Origin of the sequence: Spirillospora sp. NPDC047418 (genome assembly GCF_040643275.1) — a bacterium.
Taxonomy (GTDB): domain Bacteria; phylum Actinomycetota; class Actinomycetes; order Streptosporangiales; family Streptosporangiaceae; genus Spirillospora.
This window is the reverse complement of record NZ_JBEYTW010000006.1, coordinates 133371-146787: the sequence shown is the minus strand read 5'-3', so window position 1 is coordinate 146787 and position 13417 is coordinate 133371. Positions and strand designations below refer to the sequence as shown.

Annotated in this window: 12 protein-coding genes; 3 read left to right on the top strand and 9 right to left on the bottom strand. The window is 71.8% G+C overall.

The annotated features are described in order from the left end of the window. Nucleotides 1–134: 134 nt before the first annotated feature. The 6 genes from ABZ806_RS05895 to ligD (ABZ806_RS05870) all read right to left on the bottom strand — a co-directional run bounded on the left by ABZ806_RS05895 (nucleotide 135) and on the right by ligD (ABZ806_RS05870) (nucleotide 5077). The gene (locus ABZ806_RS05895) at nucleotides 135–368 is read right to left on the bottom strand and encodes a DUF3107 domain-containing protein (protein ID WP_500215697.1); all 234 of its coding nucleotides are present in this window, start codon (nucleotides 366–368) and stop codon (nucleotides 135–137) included. Nucleotides 369–556: 188 nt separating this feature from the next. Further along, nucleotides 557–1186, bottom strand: coding sequence for a TetR/AcrR family transcriptional regulator (locus ABZ806_RS05890; RefSeq protein WP_500215696.1), 630 nt, complete (start codon nucleotides 1184–1186; stop codon nucleotides 557–559). 245 nt (nucleotides 1187–1431) lie between these two features. Continuing rightward, entirely contained in the window at nucleotides 1432–1707 is a 276-nt protein-coding gene (locus ABZ806_RS05885; RefSeq protein ID WP_500215695.1) for a hypothetical protein, read from the bottom strand. Beyond that, nucleotides 1704–3056 (bottom strand): dihydrolipoyl dehydrogenase family protein, encoded by a 1353-nt coding sequence (locus ABZ806_RS05880; RefSeq protein WP_500215694.1) that lies wholly within the window; start codon nucleotides 3054–3056, stop codon nucleotides 1704–1706. Before ABZ806_RS05880 ends, ABZ806_RS05885 begins: the two co-directional genes overlap by 4 nt. Before the next feature lie 107 nt (nucleotides 3057–3163). Further along, nucleotides 3164–4072 (bottom strand): non-homologous end-joining DNA ligase, encoded by a 909-nt coding sequence (ligD, locus tag ABZ806_RS05875; protein WP_500215693.1) that lies wholly within the window; start codon nucleotides 4070–4072, stop codon nucleotides 3164–3166. Between the two features lie 30 nt (nucleotides 4073–4102). Then, nucleotides 4103–5077, bottom strand: a complete 975-nt coding sequence (gene ligD, locus ABZ806_RS05870; protein WP_500215692.1) for a non-homologous end-joining DNA ligase — start codon at nucleotides 5075–5077, stop codon at nucleotides 4103–4105. 113 nt (nucleotides 5078–5190) lie between these two features. On the opposite strand from ligD (ABZ806_RS05870), the gene ku reads away from it, so the two are divergent. Beyond that, nucleotides 5191–6084, top strand: coding sequence for a non-homologous end joining protein Ku (ku, locus tag ABZ806_RS05865; protein WP_500215691.1), 894 nt, complete (start codon nucleotides 5191–5193; stop codon nucleotides 6082–6084). Nucleotides 6085–6108: 24 nt separating this feature from the next. Here the strand turns inward: ku and ABZ806_RS05860 are convergent, their stop codons facing one another. The 3 genes from ABZ806_RS05860 to ABZ806_RS05850 all read right to left on the bottom strand — a co-directional run bounded on the left by ABZ806_RS05860 (nucleotide 6109) and on the right by ABZ806_RS05850 (nucleotide 11012). Continuing rightward, nucleotides 6109–6411, bottom strand: coding sequence for a hypothetical protein (locus ABZ806_RS05860; protein ID WP_500215690.1), 303 nt, complete (start codon nucleotides 6409–6411; stop codon nucleotides 6109–6111). Then, the gene (locus ABZ806_RS05855) at nucleotides 6408–8678 is read right to left on the bottom strand and encodes an MMPL family transporter (protein WP_500215689.1); all 2271 of its coding nucleotides are present in this window, start codon (nucleotides 8676–8678) and stop codon (nucleotides 6408–6410) included. The genes ABZ806_RS05860 and ABZ806_RS05855 overlap by 4 nt, the downstream gene beginning before the upstream one ends. Nucleotides 8679–8864: 186 nt before the next feature. Beyond that, complete coding sequence (locus ABZ806_RS05850; protein ID WP_500215688.1) at nucleotides 8865–11012, bottom strand: MMPL family transporter; 2148 nt, start codon at nucleotides 11010–11012, stop codon at nucleotides 8865–8867. A 151-nt stretch (nucleotides 11013–11163) separates the two neighbouring features. Here ABZ806_RS05850 and ABZ806_RS05845 point away from each other — a divergent pair, with 151 nt between their 5' ends. After that, the gene (locus tag ABZ806_RS05845; RefSeq protein ID WP_500215687.1) at nucleotides 11164–11886 is read left to right on the top strand and encodes a TetR/AcrR family transcriptional regulator; all 723 of its coding nucleotides are present in this window, start codon (nucleotides 11164–11166) and stop codon (nucleotides 11884–11886) included. A gap of 256 nt (nucleotides 11887–12142) precedes the next feature. Further along, entirely contained in the window at nucleotides 12143–13345 is a 1203-nt protein-coding gene (locus ABZ806_RS05840) for an HNH endonuclease signature motif containing protein (protein WP_500215686.1), read from the top strand. The last annotated feature ends 72 nt before the right edge of the window (nucleotides 13346–13417 follow it).

The following is a 13417-nucleotide window of genomic DNA, read 5'->3' as shown; positions in this document are numbered from 1 at the left end:
GGGCCGGGCCGGATGGCCCGTGCACGGAGATCGATATGCCCGTACCGCAGGGATGAAACAAAGCGCAGGTCAACGGCCGGTCGAACCGCGGCAAACCGTCCTGCGCGCCGCACACCGCCCGCGCCCGGCGGCCGTCACGCGTACTGCGTGCCGAAGCCCACGCTGCGCTGCTCCTCCTCGGAGATCTCCAGGTAGCCGACGCGGCCGGCCGGGATCACGATCCGCCCGGCGCGCCTGTCCTTGAGGACCAGCACCCCGCTCGGCTCGGCGAGCGCGTCGGACAGCGCGTCCGTCACCTCGTCGGCCGACTGGGCCGTGTCCACCACCAGTTCCTTGGGAACGTTCTGCACCCCGATGCGAACCTGCAACGCGCTGCTCCCGTCGTCCGTCACGTCCCGCCGACCACCGGCGGGACCGTAACCCCGATCGTCGCACGGAGATCACCGGATGCGTCGTCACACGGTTGAGCCGAGGGTGAACGCCCGGCGCGCGGGACACCCGCGGACGGGACGTTCGCGGGGACGTTCACCAGGGGGCGGCCGGTCGCCGCCGCGGGTCAGGGCTGGTCGGCCGTGCGGGGGAAGCCGGAGATGCCGCGCCAGGCCAGCCGGGCGATGATCTTCTCGGCGGTCTCCTTCGGGATCGCGCGGTGCTGGGACAGCCAGAACCGGGCGCTGACCTCCGCCATGCCGACCAGGCCCATGCCGAGCAGGTGCGCCTCCTCGGCGGCGGCGCCGGTGTCCTCGGCGATCACCTGCGCGATCATCTCGGCGCACTGCTGGTTCGCACGGTCGACGCGGGCCCGGACGGGCGCCACGTTGCGCAGGTCCGACTCGAACACGAGCCGGTACGCCTCGCCGTCGCCCGCCACGAAGTCGTAGAAGGCCTGCATGCTCGCCTGGACGCGCAGCTTGTTGTCCGTGGTGGACTCCAGCGCCTCCCGGACGATCCGCACCAGGTTCTCGGCGTGCTCGTCCAGCAGGGCCAGGTACAGCTCCAGCTTGCCCGGGAAGTGCTGGTAGAGCACGGGCTTGCTGACGCCTGCGCGCTCGGCGATCTCGTCCATCGCCGCAGCGTGGTACCCCTGCGCGACGAACACCTCCTGGGCCGCGCCGAGCAGCTGCCTGCGGCGCGCCAGCCGCGGCAGTCTCGTGCCGCGGGGGCGGGCGTCCGGGGTCGCGGTCACCACACTCTCCGATCACCGAATCGTCGCGACGGGAGGGGGGTTTCCGTCGCGTGTTGACAATCACATCATCCTACGCGCCGGTAACTCCGTCGGTCACACACAAGCACCGGCGTCGTTCCTTCGCGCAGGTCAGTGTATTCCCGCCTGGACCGGTACCACCCCGCGCCGATCGTTTTCGAAAACCTTGTTAGCTGTGGCCGGGCCCAACCGCTCGGCCGCCGCGGGGCGAGCCGGCGCCGGCCGGGTCACCGGTACTCGTCCTCGTCCAGCCGGACCTCGCGCCGCTGCTCGGCCACGTCGGCGTCGTTCGCCTCGTCCGGCATGGGCGCCGCGCCGGCGCGCTCGTCCTCCTCGTCGAGCGCGGCGCGCTGCTCGGCGGCGTCGGCGTCGTTCGCCTCGTCCGGCATGGGGGTGTCCTCGGCCCGGTCGCCGTACTCGTCCAGGGCGGCGCGCCGCTCGGCGGCGTCGGCCTCGGCGGCGCCGTCCGGCGCCGCCCGGCCCAGGTCCTCGGTCTCGCTCATCTCGGCTCCTCCTCCGCGGTGCCGCCGGCCGGGCCGCCCGCCAGTTCGCGCAGCGGCGCCTCGACGGCCTCGCCGTAGGTCGGGAACGCGTGGACGACGTCGGCGAGCAGGCTCAGCGGCGTCTCCGCGCGGATGGCCAGGGCGATCTCGCTCATCCACTCCTCGGCGTGCAGTCCGGCCGCGGCGGCGCCGACCAGGAGGCCGCGGGAGCGGTCGGCGTACAGCTCCACCCGGCCGCGTTCGTCGGCCTCCACGGCGGCCCGCGCCGTCGCGGCGAGGTCGTACCCGGCGGTGACGAGGTCTATGCGAAGTTCGTCCGCCTGCATGGGCGAGATCCCGACCGAGTAGACGGTGGGGGAGGTGTAGACGACGCGCGGGATCGCCCGGTAGTCGGCCTCGCGGCGCCGCCCGAGCAGGTTCGACAGCGCGACGCGGGCCTGGTAGCGGGCCGCGTGCGCCGTGCGCGCGATGCCCGTGACGTCACCGGCCGCCCACACGCCCCCGGTGGCCGACGGCACCGCGCAGGTCTCGTCCACGGGGATCCCCCGGCCCGGCGTGACGGTGACGCCCAGGTTCTCCAGCCCGAGGCCCTCCACGCGGGGACGGCGCCCGGCGGCGACGAGGACGCGGTCGGCGTCGAGCGTCCCGCCGTCCGACAGCCACAGCCGCACCCCGACGTCCTTGCGCTCGACGTTGCCGACGGCGGCGCCGAGTCGCAGGTCGACGCCCATCCGGCGGAGCGCGTCCGCGAGGACCTCGCCGGCGAACGGCGCCTCCGCGGTCAGCAGCCGGCCGGACGCCTCGACGACCGCGACCTGCGATCCGAACGCCGCGTACACCTGCGCCAGCTCGCAGCCGACCGGGCCGCCGCCGAGGATCACCAGCCGGCGCGGCAGGTCGGGCACCGACAGGGCCTCGGCGCTCGTCCACAGCGGGACGTCGGCGAGCCCCTCGACGGGCGGGATCACCGGCTCGCTTCCGGTGCAGACGACGAGGTCGCCGTAGCCGTGCACGGCCCCGTCCACCTCGACGCGCCCGGGTTCGAGGACCCGGCCCCGGCCGCGCAGCACGGTGACGCCCTCTTCGGCCATCCGCGCGACGGACGGGTCGTCGCCCCGGTGCCCGGCCAGCGCGTCGCGCCGGGTGAGGGCCATCTCCCAGGTCTCGCCGCGCCGCGCCGACAGCAGCAGCGACTTGGACGGCACGCACGCGAAGTACGGCGACTCCCCGCCGACCAGGCGGTCCTCCACGAGCGCGACGTCCCGGCCGGCGCGGGCGAGGCCGGTCGCGACGCGTTCCCCCGCCGTCCCCCCGCCCAGCACCACGGCGTCGTAGTGGTTCTGCGACACTGCTCTTCCTTCCGCCCCGCATCGGTGTCCCCGCGTCCATGGTGGCGGAATCCGGTCCCGGAGAGTGCCGGTTCGAACACATAGGGCACGCGGATTCCGGTGGCGGGTCAGGGAAGGGGGCGGTGGTCCTCCAGGAGCGGCCGGAGAAGGTCGCCGTGCTCGTCCACCCGGGCCAGCACGTCGCCGGGGCCGAACAGCAGGTCGGCGGCGTCCTCGCAGGACTCGATCTCGTCCCAGGTGACGGGGGTCGACACCGACGGGCGGCTCGCCGCGCGCAGCGAGTACGGCGCGACCGTCGTCTTCGCCGGGTTGTTCTGGCTCCAGTCGACGAAGATCCTGCCCTTGCGCAGCCGCTTCTCCATCTTCGCGACGACCAGCCGGGGATGCGCCTCGGCCAGCCGCTGCGCGATGGACTTGGCGTACTCCGACGTCCGCTCGGCCTCCGCGGGCTCGGTGATCGGGACGTACAGGTGCAGGCCCTTCTTGCCGCTCGTCTTCGGGTAGGACTCCAGGCCGTCCTCGGCGAGCAGGCCGCGCAGCAGCCGCGCCACCTCGCACGCCTCCGTGATCGTGGCGGGCGCGCCCGGGTCCAGGTCGAAGACGAGCAGGTCGGGGGCGTGGACCTTGCCGCGCGGCCCGAGCCGCCACTGCGGGACGTGCAGCTCCAGCGCCGCGAGGTTCGCGCACCACACGAGCGTGGGCAGGTCGTCGACCACGACGTAGTCGAGCGTCTCGCGGCCCCGCGTGCTGCCGGGGCTCGGCACGGTCGCGGTGCGGACCCAGTCCGGCGTGTGGGACGGGGCGTTCTTCTCGAAGAACTTGCCGCCGTCGACGCCGTCCGGCCAGCGGATGCGGGTCGCGGCCCGGTCCTTCAGGTGCGGCAGCATCACGGGGGCGATGCGCGCGTAGTAGTCGATCACCTCGCCCTTGGTGAAGTCCGGGTAGAGGTCCTTGTCGAGGTTGGACAGCGCGAGCTGCTGCCCGTCCACCTCGACGGTCGTCTTCGCGCCGCTCACGCCGGCCGTCGCCTCGGTGTGCTCACTGGGCTAATGCTCACTCGTGACCTCCAGGGGGTCCTTGTCGTCACGCAGGCCGCGCCAGGACGGGAAGCGCAGCCGGCCGTCCCTGGTGCGGGCGCTGTAGGCGACCTCCCCGACGAGGTGCGGCTCAACCCATTGGGCGTCCTTGGCGAACTCGCGCGGGACGGCCTCGTCGTAGGGGCTCGTCGGACGGCGCAGCGGCCACAGCGTCTCGTACAGCTCGTCGAGGGCGCGGTCGGTGAAGCCCGTGCCGACGTGGCCGACGAAGCCCAGCATGCCCTTCACGTCGTACTCGCCCAGGAGGAGCGAGCCGACGCCGCCCTCGCGCCGCCCCTTGCCCGGCTTCCAGCCGCAGACGACGACCTCGCGCGTCATGAAGTTCTTCACCTTGCGCCAGAAGTCGACGCGGCGCCCCGGGCGGTACGGCGAGTCGAGCCGCTTGGCGAGGACGCCCTCCAGACGCTGCTCACGGGTGAAGGCGAGCAGCTCCCGCACCTGCGAGTCGTCGCCGCCGTGCAGGTACGGGGGGACCTCCACGGGGCCGGATCCGGCCAGGTCGAGTTCGGCCAGCAGCGAGCGGCGGTCGGCGTAGGGCAGGTCGTAGAGCAGGTGCCCGTCCAGGAACAGGACGTCGAACACCACGTACCTGACCGGGACGAGCCGGATCAGCCGCGGGTCCGGATGCTCGACGTGCATCCGGCGCTGGAGGCGCTCGAAGCTGGGGCGCCCCTCGTCGAAGGCGACGACCTCGCCGTCCAGGACGACGTCGTTGTCCGGCAGCAGGTCCGCCAGCGCGGACAGCTCAGGGTAGCGGCCCGCGACGTCGCCGCCGCGCCGCCCCGCGGCCCGGACGCCGTCCGCGGACACGTGCGCCAGCACGCGGACGCCGTCCCACTTCAGCTCCAGGCCCCACTGCGCGCCGTCGGAGGGGAGGTCCCCGGTGGCGGCCATCATCGGCTCAACGGGCCACGGCATGGTCATACCGCCGTCTTACCCGGCCCCCGCCCCGCAGAAAAGGATCAAGGCGCCGTTCTGGCGCAAATCACGCGGGGTTGCGACGCTAGGAGCCGGAACGCGCGGGGTAAGGACGGATCATGCGGAGTATCTGGAAGGGCGCGATCTCGTTCGGGCTGGTGACGATACCGGTGAAGCTCTATTCGGCGACCGAGCAGAGGGACGTCAGCTTCCACCAGGTGCACCGGGAGGACGGCGGGCGCATCAAGTACAAGCGGGTCTGCACGGTCGACGGCGAGGAGGTGCCCTACTCCGACATCGCCAAGGGCTACGAGCTGCCGTCCGGGGAGACGGTCATCCTCACCGACGAGGACTTCGCCGAGCTGCCGCTGTCGTCCAGCCGCCGGATCGACGTCCTGCAGTTCGTGGAGCGGGAGGAGGTCGACCCGATCTACTTCGCGAAGTCCTACTACCTGGAGCCGGACGCGCAGGGCGCCAAACCCTACGTGCTGCTCCGCGACGCGCTGGAGAACTCCGGGCAGGTCGCCATCGTGAAGGTCGCGCTGCGGCAGCGCGAGTCGCTCGCCACGCTGCGGGTCCGCGACGGCATCTTCGTGCTGGAGACGATGCTGTGGCCGGACGAGGTCCGCACCCCCGACTTCCCGTTCCTGGACGAGGACATCGAGGTCCGCAAGCAGGAGCTGTCGATGGCGACGTCGCTGATCGAGTCGATGGAGGGCGAGTTCGACCCGACCGAGTACAAGGACGCCTACCGGGAGGCGCTCCAGGCGGTGATCGACGCCAAGGTCGAGGGCCGCGAGGTCACCCGGCCCGAGGAGGCCGAGGAGGAGCCCGCCGCCGACCTGCTCAGCGCGCTGCGCGCCAGCGTCGAGGCCGCCAAGAAGAGCCGCGGCGAGCGCGACGGCAAGGCCGCGTCGTCGTCCTCGGCGGGGAAGAAGCCGGCGCGCAAGTCGCCCGCGAAGTCCACCGCGAAGAAGGAACCCGCGAAGAGCCGCGGCCGCAAGTCGGCCTGAGCCCCTCGCCGCCGAGGGGATGGGTCAGTTGTCGCGGCGGGCGGTGAGGACGCGGCCGAGCGCGGTGGCGGCGCCGGACGGGTCGGTGCACGGCGCGATCCGCTCGCCCCAGCCGTAGCAGTAGGACCAGGCGCCGCCGGAGCCCTCCGGGGCCGCGATGACGCTCTCGTTGATCCGCCGCATGTGCGGGTCGGCGACGAGCGCGGACGGGCGGCGGTCGCCGGGCGCGGCCACCTCGACCGCCCAGCCGGCGGCCCGCAGCGTGTCGGTGAGCCGCTCCAGGTGCGTGAGCGCCGTCTCGTCGTCGATGATCACCTGCGTGGTCATGGTGCCTCCAAAGGAACGTCCCGCGATGTGGTGTGGATGTCCACCGGACGCGGTCCGTCGCGGTACGCGTCACGCGAGGTGGTGCCGGTGGAATGACGTTCAGTCTCGCGCCGGGTGAGGGAGATCACAAGCGGTTTCCGTGTATTGGTGGCCGGGGTTTCACGAATTCCGTACCTGCGGTAGAGGCGGGCGAGGGGTCCGGGCGCCCACCAGTTCGCCCGGCCCATCAGCCGCATCATCGCGGGCACGAGCAGCCCGCGGATGATCGTCGCGTCCATCAGGATCGCCACGGCCATCCCGACGCCGACCATCTTGATGAACGTGATCCCGGACGTCGCGAACGCGCCGATCACGACGATGAACAGCAGCGCCGCGCTGGTGATGATCGAGCCGGTGCGCTCGACCCCCGCCGCGACGGCCGTGGTGTTGGAGCCGGTCCGGTCGTACTCCTCGCGGATCCGCGACAGCAGGAACACCTCGTAGTCCATCGAGATGCCGAACAGCAGGACCAGCATCAGGATCGGCATCGCGGGCGCGATCGCGCCGATGGCCGTGAAGTTCAGCAGGCCGGACAGGTGGCCTTCCTGGAAGATCAGCACGACCAGGCCGAACGTCGCCGACAGCGACAGCATGTTCATCAGGATCGCCTTCAGCGGCAGCACCACCGAGCCGAACGCCAGGAACAGCAGCACGAACGTCGCGCCCCCGACGAGCAGCGCCAGCCACGGCAGCGTGCCGCCGAGGCCGGCCAGCTCGTCCACGACATCGGCCGTCGAACCGCCGACGTGCACCTGCGCCCCGGCCGGCGCGGGGGCGTCCCGGACCTCCTGGACGAGATCGCGCGTGGTGTCGGCGTACGGGTCGGCGTCGTAGCCCACCGAGATCTGCGTGGTCGTGCCGCTGGAGCCGGTGACGGCCGCGTCGGCGGCGCCGGGGAGCGCGGCCAGGCGCTCGCTGAACGCGTCGATCGCGGCCCGGTCGGACGTCCCCGTCACGACCGCAGTGATCGGGCTGGTGGAGTTGTGCTGGAACCGCGTCTCCAGCGCCTCGGCGACGGCCCGCGCGCCGTTGCCCTCCGGCAGCGCGTTGGCGTCGATGCCGCCCCAGTTGATGCGGAGGAACGGGCCGCCGAGCGTGAGGAGCAGCGCCACCGTCGCGACCACGTAGACGACCGGGCGGCGCATGACGCTGCGCGCGACCCGTCCCCACCAGCCGCGGGGCGCCCTGCGCCGGTTCCGCCGCCGGATCGGCAGCGCGTCGACCTTCGGGCCGAGGACGGAGAGCAGCGCGGGCAGCACGGTCAGCGCCCCGAGCATGCACACGAACACCGTGGCGATGCCGCCGTAGCCCATCGAGACCAGGAAGTTCTGGTCGAACAGCAGCAGCCCGGACAGGGCCACCGCGACCGTGACGCCGGAGACGGCGACCGTGCGTCCGGCCGTGTTCATGGTCGTGGCCAGGGCGTCCTCGACGGACGTGCCGTCCCGCCGGAGTTCCTCGCGGAAGCGGCTGACCATGAACAGGCCGTAGTCGATCGCGAGGCCGAGGCCGAGGAACGTGCTGATGTTCACCGCGAAGATCGACACGTCGGTGAGCTGGGCGACGATGTGCAGGGCGGTGAACGAGCCGAGGACCGCGATGCCGCCGACCAGCAGCGGCAGGCTCGCCGCGACCAGCCCGCCGAAGATCAGCACGAGCAGGACGAGCAGGATCGGCATGGCGACGGCCTCGGCGCGGGGGAGGTCCGAGGCGACGCGGTCGTTGATGGCGGCGGAGGTGGCGACCGACCCGCCGACCGTGGCGGTGAGGCCGCCGCCCACGTCGTCCAGTCCGGCCTTGATCGCCTGGTAGGAGGCGTCCCGGGCGGTCTCGTCGGCGCCGGCGAGTTCGAGGGCGGCGTAGGTGGACGTGCGGTCCGTGCTGACGAACTGCGGCGCGCCGGTCGTCCAGTACGTGGCGGTCTCGACGACCTTGTCCTGGGGCAGCGCGGCGAGTGCCCGCTCGACGGAGGCCCGGTAGGACGGGTCGTCGACCGTGGTCCCGCCCTCGTACAGGATCACGACGTCGGAGGCGTCCCGGCCGAGGGCCTGCTCGGTGATCTGCCTGGCCTTCGTGCTCTCGCTGCCGGGCGTCTCGAAGCCGCCGGACGAGCTCAGCGCGCCGAAGACGCCCGTCCCCCAGACGCCGGCGAAGACGAGCAGCACGCCGGCGGCGGCGAGGACCCACCGGCGCCGCCGGTGGACCCAGCGGCCCCATCGATCGAACATCCGTCGTCCCCCGCCCGCCCCGCGACCTCCGGTGTCATCGAGCAGGGTAAGCGGAGCTTTGTACTGGTTTGACCTAATTCCGCAGGTGACGGCGGTGGGACGAGGGGGGGTGACGGCGGTGGTGACGGTGGTGGTGGCCGGCGGTAGGGGGCGCCGGCCACCGGACGTCCTTCTCGGGGAACCGGCTCAGCCGACGGGCTCCAGGCGGGACTCCGACGGGGCGGGGGAGTCGCCCTCGTGGATCCCGTACCTGCCGTAGATCCGGGCCAGCGGGCCCGGCGCCCACCAGTTGGCGCGTCCCATCAGCCGCATCGCCGCCGGGACGAGCAGCGCCCGGACGATCGTCGCGTCCATCAGGATCGCGATCGCCATCCCGACGCCCGTCATCTTGATGAACGTGATCCCGGACGTCGCGAACGCGCCGATCACGACGATGAACAGCAGCGCGGCGCTCGTGATGATCGAGCCCGTGCGCTGCATCCCGGCGGCGACGGCCGCCGTGTTGGAGCCGGTCAGGTCGTACTGCTCGCGGACCCGCGACAGCAGAAACACCTCGTAGTCCATCGAGATGCCGAACAGCATCGCCAGCATCAGGATCGGCATCGCCGGGTCGATCGCGCCGGTCGCGGTGAAGTTCAGCAGGCCGGACAGGTGCCCGTCCTGGAAGATCAGCACGACCGCGCCGAAGGTGGCCGACAGCGACAGCATGTTCACCACGATCGCCTTCAGCGGCAGCACCACCGACCCGAACGCCAGGAACAGCAGGACGAACGTCGCCCCGCCCACCAGCAGCGCCAGCCAGGGCAGCGTCGCGCCGATGCTGTCGAGCTGGTCGACGACCTCGGCCGTCATGCCCCCGACGTGGACGTGCGCGTCCGGCGGTGCCGGGACGTCCCGGACCTTCTGGACGAGGTCGCGCGCCGCACCGGAGTTCGGCTCGGCCGGGTAGGTCACCGCGATCCGCGTCGTCGTGCCCTCGGCGCCGGTCACCGCCGCGCCCGTCACGCCCGGCACGGCCGCGAGGCGGTCCCCGTACGCCTGGATCGCGGCCCGGTCGGACGTCCCGGTCACCACGGCCTCGATCGGGCTGGTGGCGTTGCGCGGGAACCGGGTCTCCAGCGCCTCCGCGACGACCCGCGCCTCGGCGCCCTCCGGCATGGCCCTGGCGTCGACGCCGCCCCAGTTGATGTGCAGGAAAGGCGCGCCGAGCGCGAGGAGCAGCGCCACCGTCGCCACCACGTAGACCACCGGGCGGCGCATGACGCTGTGCGCGAGCCGCCCCCACCAGCCGCGGGACGTCCTGGCCCGGCGCCGGATCGACAATGCGTTGACCTTCGGCCCGAGGACGGCGAGCAGCGCCGGCAGCACGGTCAGCGCGGCGACCATGCACACGAACACGGTCGCGATGCCGCCGTAGCCCATCGAGACCAGGAAGTTCTGGTCGAACAGCAGCAGTCCGGACAGCGACACCGCGACCGTGACCCCGGAGACGGCGACCGTGCGTCCGGCCGTCGCCATCGTCGCGGCCAGGGCGTCCTCGACGGACGACCCTTCGCCGATCTGCTCGCGGAACCGGCTGACCATGAACAGCCCGTAGTCGATCGCGAGGCCGAGGCCGAGGAACGTGGTGATGTTCACCGCGAAGATCGACACATCGGTGACATAGGACAGCGCGTGCAGCGCGGTGAACGAGCCGAGGATCGCGATGCCGCCGATGAGCATCGGCAGGCTCGCCGACACCAGGCCCCCGAAGATCAGCACGAGCAGCACCAGCAGGATCGGCATGGCCATGCCCTCGGCCCGCCCGATGTCGGACGAGACCTGCTCGTTGATCGCGGTCTCGGTGCCGACCGACCCGCCGACCGCCGCGGTGAGCCCGCCGCCGACCTCGGTCAACTCGTCCCGCATCGCCGTGTAGTTGTCGCTCCGCGTGCCCTCGTCGGCGCCCTGGAGCCGCAGCACCGCGTACGTGGACCTGCGGTCCTGGCTGACGAACTGCGGTGCGCCGGTCGTCCAGTACGTGGCGGTCGAGGCGATCCTGTCCTGCGGCAGCGCGGCGAGTGCCCGCTCGACCGAGGCCCGGTAGGACGGGTCGTCCACCGTGGTCCGCCCCTGATACAGGACCACGACGTCCGCCTCGTCCCGGCCGAGGTCCCGCTCGGCGATCTGCGCCGCCTGCGCGCTCTCGCTGCCCGGCGTGTCGAACCCGCCGGCGGAGGTCAGCGCGCCGAAGACGCCCGTCCCCCAGACGCCGGCGAAGACCAGCGCCGCCCCGGCCACCGCGAGGACCCACCGCCTGCGCCGGTGGACCCACCGTCCCCATCGCTCGAACATGACCCGTTCCCCTCTGCGAACGCCCATCATGGAAGTGAATGCTGTAAACTGCGAACAGCGTTAACTTCGCATACGGTGTTAGCTTCCGTCAAGGGTGTTTCTGGGGAATCATGCGGGGACGGCCGAAGGGCGGGGAGAAGAGGGCGGCGGAGTGGAAACACGGCGTGACCGGGTGCGCGCGGCGACGGTCCGGGAGATCTCCGAGACCGCCCGGCGGATCCTCGTCGAGCAGGGCCCCGAAGCGGCGACGCTCCGCGCGATCGCCCGCGAGATGGGCATGACCGCCCCGGCCCTCTACCGCTACTTCGGCAGCCACGGCGAGCTGCTGCGGCACCTGGTCGGCGACCTGTTCACCGAGCTGACCGGCGAGCTGCACACGGCCCTGAAGCAGGTGCCGCAGGACGACATGAGCGGCAAGTTCCTGACCGTCTCCCGGCAGTTCCGCGCCTGGTCCCTCGCGCACCCCCGCGAGTACGCCCTGCTGTTCGGCGCCCCCGTCCGCGGCGCCGCCGAGCAGGAGCAGATCGACTTCGCCGAGGACTGCGCCCGCGAGTTCGGCTGGACGTTCATGGCGCTCTTCCTCGAACTGTGGAGGAGGGGGCCGTTCCGGATCCCGTCCGACGACGAGATCGACCCCGTCCTGCGCGACCAGCTGCGCCGCTACCGCGACGGCGTCCTCGGCATCGAGCTGCCGCTCGGCGTCATCCAGCAGTTCCTGAAGTGCTGGATCCGGCTGCAGGGCAGCGTCAGCCTGGAGGTCTTCGGCCACCTGGCCTTCGCCCTGGACGACGCCGCCCCCATGTTCGAGCTGATGCTGGCGGAAATCTCCACCGACCTCGACCTCACCTACACCCCGCCGCCCCACAACACCTGACCACCGCCATCGGTCCAAGAGCGTTCATTCCGCATGTTCGCCGGCCACACGCTCCCGTTACCGATCCGCTGCCTAAAGGCGTTGTCAGCCGCTTCCAGGGATGTCCAAGTCGGACATTGTTCAGTAATAGGAAAAAGGGTCGCGTGGGGAATGGGATTCGCGCTAGTATTTTGGGCTCGGAAGCGTAAAGATGGTGTTGGTTGGGTAATATTGGAATATGGGTTTAGTTACGGTCGATCTTGATGGGGCGTCCACCATGGAATTGGTGAATGCCGCGTCCGCGATCGCTGCCGAACTCGCCCGCCGCGCCGCGCCCGAATCGGCGGCGGCGTGCATGGAGCTCGCGGAAACACTCGCTGCGGCCGGTGACATGCAGGAGGCCGCGCTCGCCGGATTCGTCGGCGTGGTCGATAACGGCAGGGAAGTGCAGCGGTGGGGCTTTCCCTCTACTCGCTCCTGGCTGCGCTCCCGGCTCGGGATGCGCGAGGCCCGTGCCAAAGAACGGCTGACGCTGGCGCGGCAGCGGCGCCGCCTTGCGGAGGTGTCGAGCCGCTGGGCCGCCGGTGACCTGTCCGCCGGGTACGCCGCCACCATCGCCGGTGCGGTCACCCGGCTGGACGACGCCGACTGCGCCGCCGCCGAAGAGATCCTGCTGGGCATGGTCCAGGACGGATTCTCGACGGGGAAGGTCGCCTCGTTCGGCCGCCGCATCCGCGATGTCATCGCCGAACGGAACGGCACCGAACCGGTTCCCCAGGACGCTCGGCACGAGTACGAGCGGTCCTGGATCGACTCGACGCGGTCACTGGACGGCGGCCGCTACATCAAGGGCTGGCTCAACGCCGAAGACGCCGCGATCTGGGACGGGACACTCGGCCCGCTGGCCAAACCCACCGGGACCGACGACCGCCGCGACCTGTCGGAACGGACGGCGGCCGCGCTCACCTCGGTGCTGTCGGGCGGGCACAAGGCCACCAAAGTGACGGTCATCTGCGACCTGGACACCCTCACCGGCGGCACCACCCCCGCCCGGCTACCCGACGGCACACCCATCCCCGCCGAACAGGCCCGCCGCATCGCCCTGGCGGCCGGAGTCTCCCCCCTCCTGCTCGGACGCGGCAACATCCCCCTCTACCTGGGCCGCACCGAACGGTTCGCCAGCCCCGGCCAACGCCGCGCCCTAGAAACCCTCTACCCCACCTGCGCCGTCCAGGGCTGCGAAGTCCCCGGCACTCTCGCCGAAGTCGACCATGTGGACGGCTGGGCACTCGGTTCACCCACCAACATCGACAGACTCGCCCTGTGCTGCGGATGGCACAACCGCTGGAAGGCCGCCAATCCCACAAAGATCCACATCACCCGGGGGCCCGACGGCCGCTACACCTACCGCCTCCATCCGCCGGGAGGCAGAGCGGCCTCCGGATCCGGTCGTCCGCCACCCTGGTTGCAAGCCGCGTGACCATCGCCCGCGTCTGACGTGTCCGCAACCCCGAGCTCGGTTACTAGTGCCGTGGCCGGGCCGGTTCGGCGT